This window comes from Citrobacter sp. Ce104, assembly GCF_030334595.1.
Classification (GTDB): domain Bacteria; phylum Pseudomonadota; class Gammaproteobacteria; order Enterobacterales; family Enterobacteriaceae; genus Citrobacter; species Citrobacter europaeus.
On sequence record NZ_JAOWDP010000043.1, the window covers coordinates 14146 to 32917 of the forward strand.

At 52.2% G+C, this 18772-nt stretch carries 19 protein-coding genes; 15 read left to right on the forward strand and 4 right to left on the reverse strand.

Annotation, left to right across the window (positions count from 1 at the left end; translation table 11 throughout):
• Positions 1 to 11 precede the first annotated feature (11 nt).
• Both ppiC (OGW16_RS02175) and ppiC (OGW16_RS02180) read right to left on the reverse strand, forming a co-directional pair.
• Positions 12 to 293, reverse strand: coding sequence for a peptidylprolyl isomerase PpiC (gene ppiC / locus OGW16_RS02175; RefSeq protein WP_003017999.1), 282 nt, complete (start codon positions 291 to 293; stop codon positions 12 to 14).
• A 49-nt stretch (positions 294 to 342) separates the two neighbouring features.
• Positions 343 to 624 carry a peptidylprolyl isomerase PpiC gene (ppiC, locus tag OGW16_RS02180; protein WP_043018967.1) on the reverse strand — a complete coding sequence of 94 codons (282 nt, stop codon included), beginning with the start codon at positions 622 to 624 and terminating at the stop codon, positions 343 to 345.
• Positions 625 to 818: 194 nt separating this feature from the next.
• On the opposite strand from ppiC (OGW16_RS02180), the gene OGW16_RS02185 reads away from it, so the two are divergent.
• The 4 genes from OGW16_RS02185 to rep all read left to right on the forward strand — a co-directional run bounded on the left by OGW16_RS02185 (position 819) and on the right by rep (position 5151).
• Entirely contained in the window at positions 819 to 1523 is a 705-nt protein-coding gene (locus OGW16_RS02185; protein ID WP_047407647.1) for a Crp/Fnr family transcriptional regulator, read from the forward strand.
• 25 nt (positions 1524 to 1548) lie between these two features.
• Positions 1549 to 2298, forward strand: a complete 750-nt coding sequence (locus OGW16_RS02190; protein ID WP_043018969.1) for a nucleoside phosphorylase — start codon at positions 1549 to 1551, stop codon at positions 2296 to 2298.
• Complete coding sequence (gene pnuC, locus OGW16_RS02195; RefSeq protein ID WP_043018970.1) at positions 2298 to 3026, forward strand: nicotinamide riboside transporter PnuC; 729 nt, start codon at positions 2298 to 2300, stop codon at positions 3024 to 3026. Before OGW16_RS02190 ends, pnuC begins: the two co-directional genes overlap by 1 nt.
• A 103-nt stretch (positions 3027 to 3129) precedes the next feature.
• Positions 3130 to 5151 (forward strand): DNA helicase Rep, encoded by a 2022-nt coding sequence (gene rep / locus OGW16_RS02200; RefSeq protein ID WP_049270478.1) that lies wholly within the window; start codon positions 3130 to 3132, stop codon positions 5149 to 5151.
• Positions 5152 to 5196: 45 nt separating this feature from the next.
• Here the strand turns inward: rep and gppA are convergent, their stop codons facing one another.
• Together gppA and rhlB are read right to left on the reverse strand one after the other, a co-directional pair.
• On the reverse strand, positions 5197 to 6678 hold the full coding sequence (gene gppA, locus OGW16_RS02205; RefSeq protein ID WP_047407638.1) for a guanosine-5'-triphosphate,3'-diphosphate diphosphatase: 1482 nt from the start codon (positions 6676 to 6678) through the stop codon (positions 5197 to 5199).
• 136 nt (positions 6679 to 6814) lie between these two features.
• The gene (rhlB, locus tag OGW16_RS02210) at positions 6815 to 8083 is read right to left on the reverse strand and encodes an ATP-dependent RNA helicase RhlB (protein ID WP_003829013.1); all 1269 of its coding nucleotides are present in this window, start codon (positions 8081 to 8083) and stop codon (positions 6815 to 6817) included.
• Positions 8084 to 8226: 143 nt separating this feature from the next.
• Here rhlB and trxA point away from each other — a divergent pair, with 143 nt between their 5' ends.
• From trxA to rffA, 11 genes are all read left to right on the forward strand, one after another.
• Positions 8227 to 8556 (forward strand): thioredoxin TrxA, encoded by a 330-nt coding sequence (gene trxA / locus OGW16_RS02215; protein ID WP_001280776.1) that lies wholly within the window; start codon positions 8227 to 8229, stop codon positions 8554 to 8556.
• A 130-nt stretch (positions 8557 to 8686) separates the two neighbouring features.
• Positions 8687 to 8806: a rho operon leader peptide gene (locus tag OGW16_RS02220; protein ID WP_072033422.1), complete on the forward strand. Its 120-nt coding sequence runs from the start codon at positions 8687 to 8689 to the stop codon at positions 8804 to 8806.
• Between the two features lie 87 nt (positions 8807 to 8893).
• Positions 8894 to 10153, forward strand: a complete 1260-nt coding sequence (gene rho / locus OGW16_RS02225) for a transcription termination factor Rho (protein WP_002437993.1) — start codon at positions 8894 to 8896, stop codon at positions 10151 to 10153.
• A gap of 239 nt (positions 10154 to 10392) precedes the next feature.
• On the forward strand, positions 10393 to 11496 hold the full coding sequence (gene wecA / locus OGW16_RS02230; protein ID WP_043018971.1) for a UDP-N-acetylglucosamine--undecaprenyl-phosphate N-acetylglucosaminephosphotransferase: 1104 nt from the start codon (positions 10393 to 10395) through the stop codon (positions 11494 to 11496).
• A gap of 12 nt (positions 11497 to 11508) precedes the next feature.
• Positions 11509 to 12555 (forward strand): ECA polysaccharide chain length modulation protein, encoded by a 1047-nt coding sequence (gene wzzE, locus OGW16_RS02235; protein WP_043018972.1) that lies wholly within the window; start codon positions 11509 to 11511, stop codon positions 12553 to 12555.
• A 55-nt stretch (positions 12556 to 12610) separates the two neighbouring features.
• On the forward strand, positions 12611 to 13741 hold the full coding sequence (gene wecB / locus OGW16_RS02240; protein ID WP_286517684.1) for a non-hydrolyzing UDP-N-acetylglucosamine 2-epimerase: 1131 nt from the start codon (positions 12611 to 12613) through the stop codon (positions 13739 to 13741).
• On the forward strand, positions 13738 to 15000 hold the full coding sequence (gene wecC / locus OGW16_RS02245; RefSeq protein WP_080625921.1) for a UDP-N-acetyl-D-mannosamine dehydrogenase: 1263 nt from the start codon (positions 13738 to 13740) through the stop codon (positions 14998 to 15000). Before wecB ends, wecC begins: the two co-directional genes overlap by 4 nt.
• A complete protein-coding gene (rffG, locus tag OGW16_RS02250; protein ID WP_286517686.1) occupies positions 15000 to 16067 on the forward strand; it encodes a dTDP-glucose 4,6-dehydratase in 1068 nt (355 codons plus the stop codon). The genes wecC and rffG overlap by 1 nt, the downstream gene beginning before the upstream one ends.
• A 33-nt stretch (positions 16068 to 16100) precedes the next feature.
• Entirely contained in the window at positions 16101 to 16982 is an 882-nt protein-coding gene (gene rfbA / locus OGW16_RS02255) for a glucose-1-phosphate thymidylyltransferase RfbA (protein ID WP_043018976.1), read from the forward strand.
• Positions 16960 to 17637: a dTDP-4-amino-4,6-dideoxy-D-galactose acyltransferase gene (gene rffC / locus OGW16_RS02260; protein WP_043018977.1), complete on the forward strand. Its 678-nt coding sequence runs from the start codon at positions 16960 to 16962 to the stop codon at positions 17635 to 17637. The genes rfbA and rffC overlap by 23 nt, the downstream gene beginning before the upstream one ends.
• 4 nt (positions 17638 to 17641) lie before the next feature.
• A complete protein-coding gene (gene rffA, locus OGW16_RS02265; protein ID WP_080626352.1) occupies positions 17642 to 18772 on the forward strand; it encodes a dTDP-4-amino-4,6-dideoxygalactose transaminase in 1131 nt (376 codons plus the stop codon).

Here is an 18772-nt window from a genome sequence, read left to right on the forward strand (position 1 = left end):
CGGGCTTTCTATTAGTTACGGTACAGCACTTTAATGATGTGGTAACCGAACTGAGTGTGCAGCGGGCCGGTTGGCTCCAGCACAGGGCAGGAAAAGACCACTTTGTCGAACGCCGGAACCATCTGGCCCTGGCGGAATTCGCCTAAATCACCGCCGCGTTTGCCTGATGGGCAGATGGAATGTTTCTTCGCCAGCTTGCCGAAGTCGGCGCCGTTTTTAATCTGTTCCAGAAGATCCAGTGCCAGTTTCTCTTCTTTAACAAGGATATGCACTGCTGCTGCTGTTTTTGCCATGATCGTGCCTTCAAAAGGGAGTCAGTAAGGCTGGCGATTTTAGCATGGCTTATCGGCGATACAGCACCTTGATGATGTGATAGCCAAATTTGGTTTTGACCGGCCCGTAAGGTTTAAGTAGTGGGCAACTAAATACGGCGGCATCAAATGGTCCCACCATCATCCCCTGTTTGAATTCACCCAGATCGCCACCGTTACGCCCGGATGGACAACGAGAGTAGCGTTTTGCCAGGTGATCGAAGCTAATACCGCGATCCAGCTTGCTTAGGATCTCCAGCGCCAGTTTTTCTTCTTTTACCAGGATATGCAGGGCTGCCGCGTGCTTAGCCATTATTTTGTTCTCATGTCTCAAAGATGTCCTGTTACTTTATCACCCGCCTTCGCCGTGAACATATACTCTTCGCCATCGCGGGACAGATGTCTCGCCTGATGTATGGAAGCGGGAGATAAGCGACACTTTTATCTGCCCTATTCCTTCCTGCCGGGGACAGCCGTCCTGTCCCTGAAGCCGTGGAGCGAGATAACATGGATACAATGAAAAAACCTGAATTTTCAGTCGGCTGGCTTTCCGGGCTTAGTGATATTGTTGGCGATCCACAGCTCTACGAATTACTGAAATATTGCCCTCTGGAAATCATGCAGCGATGGCGTTTTGAAGAGCGCCAGCGCGGAGCCTTTATTTGCCGACAGGGGGAAATGTGTCAGCGCTTTTCGCTGATTATTTCCGGTGAAGTGGATGTGTTCTATGAGGCTGAAGATGGACGTCGTTATCGTCAGGCCCGCTACCAGAAAGGCGACATGCTGGGTGAGCTCGAGATCTTTGAGTCGCGTCATTACATCTGTTCGGTGGTGGCGGTAGGGCATGTGCAGCTCCTGAGTTTGTCGCAGGAATATTTTTGCCGCTGGCTGGCCTTAGATAACCATTTTAACCAGCGGATGCTGCGCTTCTTTAGTCAGCAATATTATCAGCTGTCAAAAAAGGCCAGCAGTGACAATCTTTACTCGCTGCATCAGCGAGTGTGTCAGGCGTTATGGCTGCGTTATCAACAAGATGGAACGAATGAAATCTTGCTGGATAAGCTTAACCTCAGCCAGGAACTGGCGGCGACGACACGCAGTATTAACCGTATTTTACATGACCTGAAAGCGTTACAGATTATTGATACCGATGGTGAAAGTATTGTGTTGTCAGCCCCTGAAAAATTAAAGCGGGAGGCTGATATCGGATAACCGCAAGAGTGAAGGAGGCGGGAGAATGTCGCTGCAACCCCATATCCAGTTAAGCAAGGAGATGACCGGCGCACGCTATGCGCTACTTCCGGGTGATCCGTTGCGGGTCGATCGCATCGCCAATTTTCTTGATAACCCAGAACCGCTTGGTCAAAACCGCGAATTTCGCGCCGCGCGAGGTTGGTATCAGGGTGTTGAGATTTTGGTGCTCTCTACCGGAATCGGTGGGCCGTCTACTGCGATTGCTATTGAAGAACTGCGTCAGATCGGCGTAACGACCCTGATTCGTATCGGCAGTTGTGGGGCATTGCAGGATAATCTTGCGCTCGGCGACGTGATTATCGCCCATGCCGCGGTAACGGATGACGGGACCAGCCGTACCTATGCGCCTGCGGGCTATCCGGCCTGCGCCGACCCGCAGTTAACCTGGGAACTGATGGCGCAGGCGCGCCAGATGAATATCCCCGCCGCGTGTGGCCTGGTTCGAAGCCACGATAGTTTTTATACCGACCGGGAAACGGAACTGGATGCGCAGTGGTCGGCACTCGGCGTTCTGGGCGCGGATATGGAGAGCGCCGCTTTGATGACCATCGGCGCGCTGCGCGGGTTACGTACGGCGTCATTACTCAATGTGGTGGTTGCCCACAACGGTTGTCTGGATAGCAGTATCAATGATTATGTTCAGCAGGACGCGCTGTGTCAGCAGGGTGAAGAACGGCAAATTACCCTGGCGCTACGCGCCATTTATTCCGCTAGTCAGCCAGGAGGTAAGTGATGGATTTTTTCAGCATTAACAATGTCATGGTTAACATTCCTCTCGGCCAAGGCGGCTATGCGCTATCGTGGATTGAAGCCATTGGTACCGTATTTGGTCTGCTATGTATCTGGTGCGCCAGCCGGGAAAAAATCATCAATTACCTGTTTGGTCTGATTAACGTCACGCTGTTTGCGGCAATTTTTTTCCAGATTCAGCTTTATGCCAGTCTGTTGCTGCAGGTGTTTTTCTTCGCCGCTAACATTTACGGTTGGTATGCATGGAGCCGGCAAAATGAGGCGCAGGAAGCAGCGCTCAAAGTACGTTGGCTTTCCCGTCAGCAAACCCTGGCATTAGGCGGCGTTTGTGCGGTGGCGATTGTTCTGATGACGCTGTTTATCGACCCGGTGTTTGCGGCGCTCACCCGCATCATGATTGCCCTGCTGCAAACATTTGGTATGCAGGTCGCTATGCCTGACCTCCAGCCCGATGCCTTCCCGTTCTGGGATTCCACCATGCTGGTATTGTCGATTGCGGCCATGGTCCTGATGACGCGCAAGTTCGTCGAAAACTGGCTGCTGTGGGTACTTATCGATTTGATTAGCGTGGTTATTTACGCGGTGCAGGGCGTTTACGCCATGTCGCTTGAGTATGTCCTGCTGACGGTGATTGCGGTGATGGGATCGTATAGCTGGATCAAGAGTGCGCAGCGAAACGGCTCTACACCGCTTGCCGCGACTGTTTCCTGATTGACCCGATTTTCTGGCTACCCGCACGGGTAGCCCGTTACTCTTTCTCTCCCTCTTTCTGCTACAATCCATCTCCCCGTGTTTACAGATTGAGCAATCCTTTATGCGTTTGAACCCCGGACAACAACAAGCCGTCGAATTCGTCACCGGACCTTGCCTGGTGCTGGCGGGTGCGGGTTCCGGCAAGACGCGTGTTATCACTAACAAAATCGCCCATCTGATTCGTGAATGTGGCTATCAGGCACGACATATTGCGGCCGTAACTTTTACCAATAAGGCTGCGCGCGAGATGAAAGAGCGTGTGGCGCAAACGCTGGGTCGTAAAGAGGCACGCGGATTGATGATCTCCACTTTCCACACTCTGGGATTGGATGTCATTAAGCGTGAATATGCGGCGCTGGGGATGAAGTCGAACTTCTCGTTGTTTGATGATACCGACCAGGTGGCCCTGCTTAAGGAACTGACTGAAGGGCTAATTGAAGACGATAAGCTTATTCTCCAACAGCTGATCTCGACGATCTCCAACTGGAAAAACGATCTGATGACCCCGGCGCAGGCGGCAGCCAGCGCAAAGGGCGAGCGGGATCGTATTTTTGCTCACTGCTATGGTCTGTATGACGCACACATGAAGGCGTGTAACGTTCTCGATTTTGACGATCTGATCCTGCTCCCCACGCTGCTGCTTCAGCGCAATGAAGAAGTGCGTGAGCGCTGGCAGAACAAAATTCGTTACCTGCTGGTGGATGAATATCAGGATACCAACACCAGCCAGTACGAGCTGGTGAAGTTGCTGGTGGGGAAACGGGCGCGCTTCACCGTCGTGGGCGATGACGATCAGTCGATCTACTCCTGGCGCGGCGCGCGTCCGCAGAACCTGGTGCTGTTGAGCAAAGACTTCCCGGCCTTGCAGGTGGTTAAACTGGAGCAAAACTACCGCTCATCAGGGCGTATCCTGAAGGCGGCGAACATCCTCATTGCGAACAACCCACACGTCTTTGAAAAGCGGCTCTTTTCTGAGCTGGGCTACGGTGCTGAGCTGAAGGTGCTGAGCGCAAATAATGAAGAGCATGAAGCTGAACGAGTGACCGGGGAATTAATTGCCCATCACTTTGTGAACAAGACGCAATATAAAGACTACGCCATCCTGTATCGCGGCAACCATCAGTCGCGCGTGTTCGAAAAGTTTCTGATGCAGAACCGCATCCCGTACAAAATTTCCGGCGGGACGTCGTTCTTCTCGCGCCCGGAGATTAAAGATCTGCTGGCTTACCTGCGCGTGCTGAGCAACCCGGATGACGACAGCGCATTTTTGCGCATCGTAAACACACCAAAACGTGAAATCGGCCCGGCCACGCTGCAAAAGCTGGGGGAATGGGCGATGACGCGTAATAAAAGCCTGTTTACCGCCAGCTTTGATATGGGGCTTAGCCAAACGCTGACCGGGCGCGGGTATGATTCTCTGACCCGCTTTACGCACTGGCTGGGTGAAATTCAACGCCTGGCGGAGCGCGAGCCGGTTGCCGCCGTGCGCGATCTGATCCATGGCATTGATTACGAATCCTGGCTGTATGAAACCTCGCCGAGCCCGAAAGCGGCTGAAATGCGTATGAAAAACGTCAACACGCTGTTCAGTTGGATGACGGAGATGCTGGAAGGCAGTGAACTGGAAGAGCCAATGACACTGACTCAGGTCGTTACCCGCTTTACCCTGCGCGACATGATGGAGCGCGGAGAGAGCGAGGAAGAGCTGGATCAGGTGCAGTTAATGACGCTGCACGCTTCAAAAGGACTGGAGTTCCCGTACGTATTTATGGTGGGAATGGAAGAAGGATTTTTGCCGCACCAGAGCAGCATCGATGAAGACAACATCGATGAAGAGCGTCGTCTGGCTTACGTCGGAATTACGCGTGCGCAGAAAGAACTTATCTTCACGCTGTGTAAAGAACGTCGCCAGTACGGTGAGCTGGTGCGACCGGAACCGAGCCGTTTCCTGTTGGAACTGCCGCAGGATGACGTTATCTGGGAACAGGAGCGTAAAGTGGTCAGCGCCGAGGAGCGGATGCAAAAAGGGCAGGCCAGCATCGCTAATATTCGGGCAATGATGGCGAAAGCCAAAGAGAAGTAATATTTGGAGGCCGGATAAGCGTAAGCGCCATCCGGCAGCCAGCATCTAACGCACTTCCAGCGGCCAGTGGACATAGCTTTGCCACTGTATTTCCTGATCGATCAGCTCTGTACCTAATGGATGATGTTCCAGCCAGCCTTCCGGCAGCGTTAGCGTCAGATCCTCATCCTGAGCTTGCAGGGTGATATGTGGCACTAAATCGTCGCGACGACGAGCGGCGAAGATGATCGCCAGGCGTAGTAAACGGCAAAGGTGCTCCGCGATGCGCGGTGGCACTGCGTTTTGCTGGTGGAGCGAAGAGAGGTCGACCGGGTTGGTCTGGTTGAGCAACAGCGTGGCTAACAGTTTTTTCTGCGCGGGAGTGAAGCCCGGGAGATCGAGATTACGTACCAGCCAGGCGGCGTGCAGCGGTGCCTGCTTATACTCCACGCTCAGCCCTATCTCATGCAGTTGACAGGCACTTTGCAGCAGTTCGCAACTAATGGCTTCAAGATGCCACTCATCTTTCACCTGTTCGAGCAAATGAACAGCCAACTGCGTGACGCGATTCGCCTGATCGGTATCGACCATAAATCGACGCTGAATATTACGCAGCGTACGGCTGCGAATGTCCTGATCAACCGGCAAGTGCAGCATACCGTAGACCAAACCTTCACGAAGTGCGCCGCCGGCCAGAGTCATGCACTGAATATTCAGTTCGGTGAAAATGGCGATCAGAATGGCCAACCCGCTGGGAAAAACCAGCGCGCGTTCCAGCGTTAACCCTTCGATTTCCAGCTCTTCCAGACGACCACAATGGATGGCGCGCTGTTTGAGCTGCTGAAGTTTGGCCAACGTAATGCGCTCATCCATACCCTGCGCCATCATGATTTCCTGTAACGCCTGGACGGTGCCAGAGGCACCAACGCAAACTTTCCAGCCATGAAAACGCAGTTTGTCGGCGACCGGGCGCAGAACTTCGCGAGCGGCTTTCTCGGCCTCGTCAAAGTTTTCCTGTGCCAGATTACGATCGGTGAAATAGCGTTCGAGCCAGGTGACGCAACCCATTGACAGGCTGAACAGGGAAGTGGTTTGCGCGCCAGAACCGGTAACCAGCTCAGTGCTGGCCCCACCAATGTCGACGACCAGACGCTGATCGGCACCGCCAGTGGTGTGGGCAACACCTTGATAAATCAGGCGCGCTTCTTCTTCACCGCTGATAACTTGTACAGGACAGCCGAGGATCTCCTGCGCTTTGGCGATAAACTCATCGGCGTTTACCGCGATGCGTAACGTTGCTGTTGCAACCACGCGTATTTGCGGCTGAGGGATATCCTGCAGACGTTCAGCAAACAGGCGCAGGCATTGCCAGCCGCGCTCCATGGCTTCAACGGAAAGAACGTTGTCGCTGTTGAGCCCAGCGGCCAGACGCACCTTGCGTTTAATACGCGTAAGCGTCTGAATGCTTCCCGCCACCTCGCGTACAACCAGCATATGAAAACTATTCGAGCCTAAATCGATTGCGGCGTACAGCGAAGTAGAATTCATACACTTCATCCTTCAACCTGTATCTGTGTTGGCTGCGTTCTCTCACCCGAATCACTTACTAAAGTAAGCTCATCGGGATTCGTTTTCTTGCCGCCTTGATACAGGCTGAATGATTTTGTGTATGGCATAACTTTTCTTAACCTGAACGACGACGATTACGCGGAGCACCACCGGTACGGCGTGGGCCATTGCCTGTGCGTGGACGCGTTAAGCGTAATGGCTTCGGCAGATCGGTCATCAGCGCATCCGGGTTGTACTTGCTGACCGGGATCGAGTGGCCGATATAGGTCTCGATTGCGGGTAAATTCAGCGCGTATTCTTCACAGGCCAGGCTGATAGAGTGACCGCTTGCTCCTGCGCGTCCGGTACGACCGATACGGTGAACGTAATCTTCACAGTCATCCGGCAGGTCATAGTTAAATACATGCGTTACGGCTGGGATATGCAGACCACGCGCGGCGACATCCGTCGCAACGAGAATGTCGAGATCGCCACGGGTGAATTCATCCAGAATACGCAGACGTTTTTTCTGCGCCACGTCACCGGTCAGCAGACCGACGCGATGACCGTCAGCGGCAAGACTGCCCCAGATATCTTCACAGCGATGCTTGGTGTTAGCAAAGACGATGGCGCGATCTGGCCACTCTTCTTCAATCAGCGTTTGCAGTAAACGCATTTTCTCTTCGTTGGAAGGATAGAAGAGCTCTTCTTTAATACGGTGACCTGTCTTCTGTTCTGGTTCGACTTCAACGTACTCGGCGTTATTCATCTGTTCGAACGCCAGTTCGCGAACGCGGTAAGAGAGAGTTGCAGAAAACAGCATGTTCAGACGTTGGGTGGTTGGCGGCATACGACGGAATAGCCAACGGATATCTTTGATAAAGCCCAGATCGTACATACGATCGGCTTCATCCAGCACCACGACCTGAATCGCGCCCAGGTTAATATGGTTCTGTTTTGCATAGTCGATGAGACGACCGGTCGTGCCGATAAGAATATCGACGCCGCTTTCCAGCACTTTCAGCTGTTTGTCGTAACCGTCGCCGCCATAAGCCAGGCCTAATTTCAGACCGGTGGTCTGCGCCAGTGGTTCTGCGTCGGCGTGGATCTGCACGGCTAACTCACGCGTTGGCGCCATAATTAACGCACGCGGTTGGTTCACCTTGCGATCGGCAATCGCGGGATGAGAGAGAAGATAATGAAACGTTGACGTCAGGAACGCCATCGTTTTTCCGGTACCGGTTTGCGCCTGCCCTGCAACATCACGACCTGCCAGCGTTAGCGGCAGCGCGAGGGCCTGAATGGGCGTGCAGTTATGAAAGCCTTTATTTTCAAGGGCTTCTATCACCTTTGGGTGCAGGGCGAAGTCGGAAAACTTCTGTTCTGTTAAATGTGTTTTGCTCATAGTGTGGTAGAATATCAGCTTACTATTGCTTTACGAAAGCGTATCCGGTGAAATAAAGTCAACCTTTAGTTGGTTAATGCTACATCAACACGTCGTTGATTAAGAGTACACCAACGCACCAGGCTTATTCCTGTGGAGTTAATATGAGCGATAAAATTATTCACCTGACTGACGACAGTTTTGACACGGATGTACTCAAAGCGGACGGAGCTATCCTTGTTGATTTCTGGGCAGAGTGGTGCGGTCCGTGCAAAATGATCGCTCCAATTCTGGATGAAATCGCTGACGAATATCAGGGCAAACTGACGGTTGCTAAACTGAACATTGACCAAAACCCAGGCACCGCGCCGAAGTATGGTATCCGTGGCATCCCGACCCTGCTGCTGTTTAAAAACGGCGAAGTTGCGGCGACGAAAGTCGGCGCACTGTCCAAAGGTCAGTTGAAAGAATTCCTCGACGCTAATTTAGCGTAAGGAAGTCTCATGATCGGGCGACCATACTTCGAAATGATTCGGATGACTGGACGCCCGACTTGAGTCGTGCTAAGTTAGTGTTGACTTCGTATTAAACATACCTTATTAAGTTTGAATCTAGTTATATCCAATACTTCCCGTAGTTTCTCGCGCGAGAAGTGGACAGATTCCTGGCTTGTCACTCAATCCGTCTTGTCGTTTCAGTTCTGTGTACTTTCCTGTGACCAGACAGCGAACAGACATGAGTTGATGGCCGTAAACAGGCATGGATGACCCTGCCATACCATTCACAACATTAAGTTCGAGATTTACCCCAAGTTTAAGAACTCACACCATTATGAATCTTACCGAATTAAAGAATACGCCGGTTTCTGAGCTGATCACTCTCGGCGAAAATATGGGCCTTGAAAACCTGGCTCGTATGCGCAAGCAGGACATTATTTTTGCCATCCTGAAGCAGCACGCAAAGAGTGGCGAAGATATCTTTGGTGACGGTGTGCTGGAGATATTGCAGGATGGATTTGGTTTCCTCCGCTCTGCAGACAGCTCCTACCTCGCCGGTCCTGATGACATCTACGTTTCTCCCAGCCAAATCCGCCGTTTCAACCTCCGCACTGGTGATACCATTTCTGGTAAGATTCGCCCGCCGAAAGAAGGTGAACGCTACTTTGCGCTGTTGAAAGTTAACGAAGTTAACTACGACAAACCAGAAAACGCCCGTAACAAAATCCTCTTTGAGAACTTAACCCCGCTGCACGCAAACTCTCGTCTGCGTATGGAACGTGGTAACGGTTCTACTGAAGACTTAACGGCGCGTGTACTGGATCTGGCATCACCGATCGGTCGCGGCCAACGTGGTCTGATTGTTGCTCCGCCGAAAGCAGGTAAAACCATGCTGCTGCAGAACATTGCGCAGAGCATTGCTTACAACCATCCAGACTGCGTGCTGATGGTGCTGCTGATTGACGAACGTCCGGAAGAAGTGACCGAGATGCAGCGTCTGGTGAAAGGTGAAGTGGTTGCGTCTACCTTTGACGAACCCGCCTCCCGTCACGTCCAGGTTGCGGAAATGGTTATCGAGAAGGCGAAACGTCTGGTTGAACACAAGAAAGACGTTATCATTCTGCTCGACTCCATCACCCGTCTGGCGCGTGCTTATAACACCGTGGTACCTGCTTCCGGTAAAGTTCTGACCGGTGGTGTGGATGCCAACGCCCTGCATCGTCCGAAGCGTTTCTTCGGTGCGGCGCGTAACGTGGAAGAGGGCGGCAGCCTGACCATCATCGCCACTGCGCTGATCGATACCGGCTCTAAAATGGATGAAGTTATCTACGAAGAGTTTAAAGGTACCGGCAACATGGAACTGCATCTCTCTCGTAAGATTGCGGAAAAACGCGTCTTCCCGGCTATCGACTACAACCGTTCCGGTACCCGTAAAGAAGAGCTGCTCACCACTCAGGAAGAGCTGCAGAAAATGTGGATCCTGCGTAAAATCATCCATCCGATGGGTGAGATCGATGCAATGGAATTCCTCATTAACAAGCTGGCGATGACCAAGACTAACGACGACTTCTTCGACATGATGAAGCGTTCCTGATTCAGGCATCATCTGAAAACGCCACGTTTTTACGTGGCGTTTTGCTTTTATGGCTGTAATCTTAACGACACAATAACGATAATACGGTATGACTTACCAACAAGTAGAAAAAGATTCGTAATCTGTATCTTGTGGTTGATAATTATACAAAACCATTGGATATGAAGTCGGGTTTCCCTTCTGAATAAAGGTCTTCGTGGTTATACTTCTGCTATTAATATTCTCTGAGAGCATGCATTGTGAATTTACTGACAGTAAGCACTGATCTCATCAGTATTTTTTTATTCACAACACTGTTTCTTTTCTTTGCCCGCAAGGTCGCAAAAAAGATTGGTTTAGTGGATAAACCCAACTTCCGTAAACGGCATCAGGGACTGATTCCGTTGGTTGGGGGGATTTCGGCTTACGCGGGTGTATGTTTTACGTTTGCCATTGCTGACTATTACATCCCGCATGCTTCTCTCTATCTGGCTTGTGCTGGAGTATTGGTTTTGGTCGGCGCGTTAGACGATCGCTTTGATATTAGTGTAAAAATTCGTGCAGTTATCCAGGCCGCAATCGGCATTATCATGATGTCAGTTGGTAAACTCTATCTGCTTAGCCTTGGGTATATTTTTGGCCCCTGGGAGATGGTGCTCGGTCCGTTCGGTTATCTACTTACTCTGTTTGCCGTCTGGGCGGCGATAAACGCCTTTAATATGGTGGATGGGATTGATGGTCTGCTGGGCGGGTTGTCCAGCGTTTCATTTGCGGCGATGGGGTTCATTTTGTGGTTCGATGGGCAGACGAGCCTGGCTATCTGGTGTTTTGCCATGATCGCCGCCATTCTGCCTTATATTCTGCTAAATCTGGGCATTCTTGGACGTCGCTATAAAGTTTTTATGGGTGATGCGGGCAGTACGCTGATCGGCTTCACAGTGATCTGGATCCTGCTCGAAACTACTCAAGGCAAAACGCATCCTATTAGTCCGGTCACAGCACTGTGGATTATAGCCATTCCGTTAATGGATATGGTGGCAATCATGTACCGACGCTTGCGAAAAGGCATGAGTCCTTTCTCAGCGGACCGCCAGCACATACATCATTTGGTGATGCGGGCAGGGTTTACTTCCCGACAGGCATTTGTTCTGATTACGCTGGCTGCGGCGGTTCTGGCGTCTATCGGCGTGTTGGCTGAATATTTTCGCTTAGTCCCTGAATGGGCCATGTTGTTGCTTTTTTTACTGGCCTTTGGCCTCTACGGTTACTGTATCAAGCGCGCCTGGAAGGTAGCGAGATTTATCAAGCGAGTGAAGCGCAGATTGCGAAGAGTTCGTGAAGGCAAACCAAACTTAACCAAGTAAATTGAGGATGCAATGAGACAACCATTACCGGGGGAAGACGCCGTGAGCGCTGAAAATGAACTGGATATCCGTGGGTTGTTTCGTACCTTGTGGGCAGGGAAGGTGTGGATCGTCGGTATGGCTCTCGCCTTCGCGATAGTGGCTCTCGCCTATACATTTTTTGCTCGTCAGGAGTGGAGTGCAACAGCGATTACTGACAGGCCAACGGTCAATATGTTGGGGGGGTTTTACTCTCAACAACAGTTTTTACGTAACCTGGATATAAAGGCCAGTCTCGCATCTGCCGACCAACCGTCGGTAATGGATGAAGCCTATAAAGAATTCATCATGCAGCTTGCTTCCTGGGATACACGCCGAGAATTCTGGCAGCAGACTGATTATTACAAGCAACGTATGGTCGGTAACAGCAAAGCCGATGCGGCGATGCTGGATGAACTGATCAATAACATTCAGTTTTTGCCTGGCGATGCGCTGCGTAACACCAATGACAGCGTGAAGCTGATTGCCGAGACGGCGCCGGATGCCAACAATCTGCTGCGCCAGTACGTGGCGTTTGCCAGCCAGCGCGCGGCACGTCATCTTAACGATGAGTTAAAAGGCGCATGGGCCGCACGCACGGTGCAAATGAAAGCGCAGGTTAAACGCCAGGAAGAAGTAGCAAAATCCATTTTCTCTCGCCGCGTCCACAGCATTGAACAAGCGCTTAAAATTGCCGAGCAACATAATATTTCGCGTACTTCCACAGATGTTCCAGCTGATGAGTTGCCAGATTCAGAATTGTTCTTACTCGGACGTCCTATGTTGCAGGCTCGACTCGAGAATTTGCAGTCAATTGGTCCGGATTTCGATCTGGACTATTTTCAGAACAGAGCCATGCTGAACACCCTGAATGTCGGGCCAACTTTAGATCCCCGTTTTCAGACCTATCGTTATTTGAGGACGCCGGAAGAACCGGTAAAACGTGACAGCCCTCGTCGCGCCTTCCTGATGATTATGTGGGGTATTGTCGGGGCTCTGATCGGTGCTGGTGTCGCGTTAACCCGTCGCCGTCCGATTTAGCAATGCCGTTGCAGTGAGGGGCTGGGCCCTCGCTGCCAATCCGAAGAGAATCGATGTGAAAGTACTGACTGTATTTGGCACGCGACCGGAGGCCATTAAGATGGCTCCTCTGGTTCATGCGCTGGAAAAAGACCCTGATTTTGAGGCGAAAGTTTGCGTCACGGCGCAGCATCGGGAGATGCTCGATCAGGTGTTGAATCTCTTTTCCATTGTACCTGACTACGATCTCAATATTATGCAGCCAGGTCAGGGATTAACCGAAATAACCTGCCGCATTCTGGAAGGGTTAAAGCCAATTCTGGCTGATTTTAAACCTGATGTAGTGTTGGTTCATGGTGATACCACAACCACCATTGCCGCCAGTCTGGCCGCGTTCTATCAGCGCATATCGGTGGGGCATGTAGAGGCTGGTTTACGTACAGGTGACCTCTTTTCACCATGGCCGGAAGAGGCGAACCGCACGCTGACCGGGCGTCTGGCGATGTATCATTTTGCCCCGACAGAAAATTCGCGCCAAAATCTGTTGCGGGAAGCTATTCCTGACGATCGTATTTTCGTCACGGGTAATACGGTTATTGATGCGTTGATCTGGGTTCGGGATCGTGTACTGGGCAATGAGACGCTGCGTGCGGAGCTGGCTGAGCGTTATCCTTTCCTGGATGCTGATAAAAAGATGATCCTCGTTACCGGTCACCGTCGGGAAAGCTTTGGTCGCGGTTTTGAGCAAATCTGCCATGCCCTGGCGGAGATAGCCGCATCTAACCAGAATGTGCAGATTGTCTATCCGGTACACCTGAACCCTAACGTCAGCGAGCCGGTCAATCGCATCCTGGGTCACGTTGAAAACGTGGTTTTAATCGAACCGCAGGACTACCTGCCATTCGTCTGGCTTATGAATCACGCCTGGCTGATCCTTACCGATTCCGGCGGGATTCAGGAAGAAGCGCCGTCTCTGGGAAAACCCGTGCTGGTAATGCGTGAGACAACGGAGCGCCCGGAAGCGATAACCGCAGGAACTGTGCGTCTGGTGGGGACTGACCCGCAGCGTATTGTAGAAGAAGTCACGCGTTTGCTGCAAGACGACGATGAATATCAGACCATGAGCCGTGCCCATAATCCGTATGGTGACGGGCAGGCATGTGACCGCATTTTACACGCGTTAAAAAATAATCGGATATCGCTATGAGTTTTACGACCATTTCTGTCATTGGGCTGGGTTATATCGGACTGCCAACGGCGGCTGCCTTTGCTTCCCGTCAAAAACATGTGATTGGCGTAGATGTAAACCAGCATGCGGTGGATACCATTAATCGCGGTGAAATTCACATCGTTGAGCCCGATCTGGGTGCGGTGGTGAAAACGGCGGTCGAAGATGGATTTCTGCGTGCAACCACGACACCCGTAGACGCTGATGCGTATCTGATTGCGGTACCTACCCCGTTCAAGGGAGATCATGAACCCGATATGGTCTATGTAGAAGCCGCGGCTAAATCTATTGCGCCAGTACTGAAAAAAGGTGCGTTGGTGATTCTGGAATCCACTTCACCTGTCGGAGCAACTGAACAGATGGCCGCATGGCTGGCTGAAATGCGTCCTGACCTGACTTTTCCGCAGCAGGTCGGTGAACAAGCAGATATTAACATTGCTTATTGCCCAGAGCGCGTGCTGCCGGGCCAGGTAATGGTCGAACTGATTAAAAATGACCGCGTAATTGGTGGAATGACCTCCGTCTGTTCCGCGCGGGCCAGTGAGCTGTACAACATCTTTCTCGAAGGTGAATGTGTGGTAACCAACGCCCGCACCGCCGAAATGTGTAAGCTGACGGAAAATAGCTTCCGCGACGTTAATATTGCTTTCGCCAATGAACTGTCGCTGATTTGCGCCGATCAGGGGATCAACGTCTGGGAGCTTATTCGCCTGGCAAACCGCCATCCGCGCGTGAATATTTTGCAACCCGGCCCCGGCGTGGGTGGACACTGTATCGCGGTCGATCCGTGGTTTATCGTGGCGCAGAATCCGCAGCAGGCGAAATTGATCCGCACCGCGCGTGAGGTAAACGATGGTAAGCCTCATTGGGTGGTCGATCGGGTGAAGGCTGCCGTAGCTGACTGTCTGGCGGAGACCAATAAACGGGCCAGCGAAGTGAAAATTGCCTGTTTCGGTCTGGCATTCAAACCCAATATTGATGATTTGCGTGAAAGCCCGGCGATGGGAATTGCGCAAAACATCGCGCAATGGCACAAAGGCGAAACGCTGGTGGTGGAACCGAACATCCATCAACTGCCGAAAAAACTGGATGGTCTTTGCCAACTGGCGGCGCTGGACGATGCGTTGGCAAGTGCCGATGTGTTGGTCATGCTGGTTGACCATAATGAATTTAAAGCCATCAAAGGCGATGGGGTTCAACAGCAGTACATCGTTGATACCAAAGGGGTTTGGCGCTAATGAAACGAATTCTTGTTACTGGCGGAGCGGGATTTATCGGCTCGGCGGTTGTGCGGCATATCATTCATGATACCGAGGATGCAGTGGTTGTGGTCGATAAGCTGACCTACGCCGGAAACCTGATGTCGCTGGAGCCAGTTGCGCAGAATTCCCGTTTTGCCTTTGAGAAAGTGGATATTTGCGATCGGGTATCGCTCGACAGGGTGTTTCAACACTATCAGCCGGACTGCGTGATGCATCTGGCTGCTGAAAGCCATGTCGATCGCTCAATCGACGGTCCGGCTGCCTTTATCGAAACCAACATTGTGGGAACCTACACGCTGTTGGAAGCGGCGCGCGCTTACTGGAACGCATTGGCCAGCGAGAAAAAATTGGCGTTTCGTTTCCACCATATTTCGACTGACGAGGTGTATGGCGATCTCCATTCCATAGATGATTTCTTCACCGAAGCCACGCCGTATGCGCCAAGCAGTCCTTATTCCGCGTCGAAAGCCAGCAGCGATCATCTTGTCCGCGCCTGGCTGCGTACCTACGGTCTGCCAACGCTGATTACCAATTGTTCTAACAACTATGGTCCGTACCATTTCCCGGAAAAACTGATTCCGCTAATGATCCTCAACGCACTGGCGGGGAAACCGTTGCCGGTGTACGGCAATGGTCAACAGATCCGTGACTGGTTGTATGTAGAAGATCACGCGAGGGCGCTCTATTGCGTGGCGACGGCGGGCGTGGTTGGAGAAACCTATAATATTGGTGGTCATAACGAGCGTAAAAACCTGGATGTCGTCGAAACAGTTTGCAGCCTGCTGGAAGAGCTGGCGCCGCATAAACCGCAGGGCATTGCACAGTACCGCGATTTGATCGCTTTTGTGGACGATCGCCCTGGCCATGATTTGCGTTACGCCATTGACGCTTCAAAAATTGCGCGTGAACTAGGTTGGATGCCGCAGGAAACGTTTGAAAGCGGAATGCGCAAAACCGTGCAGTGGTATCTGGATAATCAGGCATGGTGGAAACCCGTGCAGGACGGCAGTTACCAGGGCGAACGTTTAGGTCTGAAGGGCTAACAGCCTGGTTTTGGCTCCCGGAGGAGACAACGCATGAAAGGTATCATTCTGGCGGGTGGCTCAGGTACTCGCCTGTATCCCATTACGCGTGGCGTATCGAAGCAGCTATTGCCCATTTACGATAAGCCGATGATTTACTACCCGCTATCAGTACTAATGCTGGCGGGAATTCGCGAAATCCTGATTATCACTACACCGGAAGATAAAGGCTATTTCCAGCGTCTGCTGGGTGATGGGTCTGAGTTCGGCATTGAACTGCACTATGCTGAGCAGCCGAGCCCGGATGGATTAGCGCAGGCTTTTATTATCGGTGAAACGTTTCTCAACGGTGAACCATCGTGCCTGGTGCTAGGGGACAACATCTTCTTTGGTCAGGGATTCAGTCCAAAACTGCGTCATGTCGCTGCCAGAACGCAAGGCGCGACGGTGTTTGGTTATCAGGTAATGGACCCTGAGCGATTTGGTGTGGTTGAGTTTGATGACAATTTTCGCGCAGTCTCTCTGGAAGAGAAGCCGAAAGTACCAAAGTCCAACTGGGCGGTGACCGGGCTCTATTTCTATGACAGCAAAGTGGTGGAATACGCAAAACGCGTGAAACCTTCTGAGCGTGGGGAGCTGGAGATTACGTCTATCAACCAAATGTATCTTGATGACGGACATCTGACGGTCGAATTGCTTGGGCGTGGCTTTGCCTGGCTGGATACCGGTACGCATGACAGTTTGATCGAAGCGAGCACGTTTGTGCAGACGGTGGAGAAACGTCAGGGCTTTAAAATAGCCTGTCTGGAAGAAATCGCCTGGCGTAACGGCTGGCTGGATGACGAAGGCGTGAAGCGTGCCGCCAGTTCGCTGGCCAAAACGGGTTATGGTCAATATCTGCTGGAGCTGCTCCGTGCTCGTCCGCGCCAGTATTGAACCGCTTAGCTGGGAAAATACGTTCTTTGGCGTCAATAGCGCCATTGTCCGTTTTGACCAACGCGCGCCGGTTCTGACCACGGATGCATTGCTGCCCTGGTCGCGGGTACAGGCAAAAATACCTGCCGGTAATACCCTGGAATTAGACGCCCTGCAGCAGTTGGGCTTTTCACTGGTCGAAGGTGAAGTGGATTTTGTACTGCCGGTAACGTGTGCCAGTGGCGACCCCGGCGCGCAGGTCGCGCAATCTTCGGATATCCCTGCATTACGCTATCTGGCAGGACAGGCGTTTGCGCTAAGTCGTTTTCGCGCGCCGTGGTATGCCGCTGATGCCAGCGCGCGTTTTTACGCGCAGTGGATTGAAAATGCAGTACTGGGCACGTTTGACCATCAGTGTCTCGTTTTTCGTACGCCGACAGGGGAGATTCGTGGCTATGTCTCGCTACGTGAACTGAATGCGACCGAGGCGAGAATTGGCCTGCTGGCCGGGCGTGGCGCGGGTGCAGAACTGATGCAGGCGGCGCTTTGCTGGGCACAGGCTCGCGGAAAAACAACATTGCGTGTGGCGACCCAAATGGGCAACACCGCCGCGCTTAAACGTTACATACACAGTGGTGCGAATGTGGAAAGCACCGCGTATTGGTTATACAGGTGACATGATGATTCCATTTAACGCACCGCCGGTGGTGGGAACTGAACTCGATTACATGCAGTCCGCAATGAACAGCGGCAAACTGTGTGGTGACGGTGGCTTTACCCGCCGCTGTCAGCAGTGGCTGGAGCAGCATTTTGGCAGCGAGAAAGTGCTGCTGACGCCGTCCTGCACCGCATCGCTTGAGATGGCGGCATTGCTGCTGGATATCCAGCCTGGCGATGAAGTTATTATGCCGAGCTACACGTTTGTTTCCACGGCTAACGCCTTCGTTCTGCGCGGCGCGAAAATTGTCTTTGTTGATCTCCGCCCGGATACCATGAACATTGACGAAACGTTGATTGAAGCGGCGATCACCGACAAAACCCGCGTTATTGTGCCGGTACATTACGCGGGCGTAGCCTGTGAAATGGATACCATTATGGCGCTGGCCGATAAACATAACCTGTATGTGGTGGAAGATGCGGCTCAGGGCGTCATGTCGACTTACAAAGGTCGTGCGCTGGGGACGATTGGCCACATCGGCTGCTTTAGCTTCCATGAGACCAAAAACTATACCGCAGGCGGTGAAGGTGGTGCGACGCTGATTAATGATAAAAAATTAGTCGAACGTGCAGAGATCATCCGTGAAAAAGGGACGAATCGCAGTCAGTTTTTTCGCGGGCAGGTCGATAAGTATACCTGGCGTGATATCGGCTCCAGCTATCTGATGTCCGATCTGCAGGCCGCTTATCTGTGGGCGCAGCTGGAAGCAGCGGACCGTATTAACGAGCAGCGTCTGGCACTGTGGCAAAAGTATTACGATGCCCTCGAGCCGCTGGCGCGCGCCGGGCGCATTGATCTGCCTTCTGTCCCGGAAAACTGCGTGCAGAATGCCCATATGTTTTACATCAAGCTGCGTGATATCGACGATCGCACTGCGTTGATTAACTTCCTGAAAGAAGCTGAAATTATGGCGGTATTCCACTATATCCCGCTGCATGATTGCCCGGCTGGCGATAAATTTGGCGTGTTCTCCGGTGTTGATCGTTACACCACCAAAGAGAGCGAGCGCCTGCTGCGTTTGCCGCTGTTCTACAATCTGTCGCCGGTGAACCAACGTACCGTCATTACGACCTTACTCAACTATTTCGCCTGA

Excerpts from the sequence above, each read along its gene's own strand:
- ppiC (WP_003017999.1), bottom strand. The coding sequence starts at position 293 with ATGGCAAAAACAGCAGCAGCAGTGCATATCCTTGTTAAAGAAGAGAAA.
- ppiC (WP_043018967.1), bottom strand. The coding sequence starts at position 624 with ATGGCTAAGCACGCGGCAGCCCTGCATATCCTGGTAAAAGAAGAAAAA.
- OGW16_RS02185 (WP_047407647.1), top strand. The coding sequence starts at position 819 with ATGGATACAATGAAAAAACCTGAATTTTCAGTCGGCTGGCTTTCCGGG.
- OGW16_RS02190 (WP_043018969.1), top strand. The coding sequence starts at position 1,549 with ATGTCGCTGCAACCCCATATCCAGTTAAGCAAGGAGATGACCGGCGCA.
- pnuC (WP_043018970.1), top strand. The coding sequence starts at position 2,298 with ATGGATTTTTTCAGCATTAACAATGTCATGGTTAACATTCCTCTCGGC.
- rep (WP_049270478.1), top strand. The coding sequence starts at position 3,130 with ATGCGTTTGAACCCCGGACAACAACAAGCCGTCGAATTCGTCACCGGA.
- gppA (WP_047407638.1), bottom strand. The coding sequence starts at position 6,678 with ATGAATTCTACTTCGCTGTACGCCGCAATCGATTTAGGCTCGAATAGT.
- rhlB (WP_003829013.1), bottom strand. The coding sequence starts at position 8,083 with ATGAGCAAAACACATTTAACAGAACAGAAGTTTTCCGACTTCGCCCTG.
- trxA (WP_001280776.1), top strand. The coding sequence starts at position 8,227 with ATGAGCGATAAAATTATTCACCTGACTGACGACAGTTTTGACACGGAT.
- rho (WP_002437993.1), top strand. The coding sequence starts at position 8,894 with ATGAATCTTACCGAATTAAAGAATACGCCGGTTTCTGAGCTGATCACT.
- wzzE (WP_043018972.1), top strand. The coding sequence starts at position 11,509 with ATGAGACAACCATTACCGGGGGAAGACGCCGTGAGCGCTGAAAATGAA.
- wecC (WP_080625921.1), top strand. The coding sequence starts at position 13,738 with ATGAGTTTTACGACCATTTCTGTCATTGGGCTGGGTTATATCGGACTG.
- rffG (WP_286517686.1), top strand. The coding sequence starts at position 15,000 with ATGAAACGAATTCTTGTTACTGGCGGAGCGGGATTTATCGGCTCGGCG.
- rfbA (WP_043018976.1), top strand. The coding sequence starts at position 16,101 with ATGAAAGGTATCATTCTGGCGGGTGGCTCAGGTACTCGCCTGTATCCC.
- rffA (WP_080626352.1), top strand. The coding sequence starts at position 17,642 with ATGATTCCATTTAACGCACCGCCGGTGGTGGGAACTGAACTCGATTAC.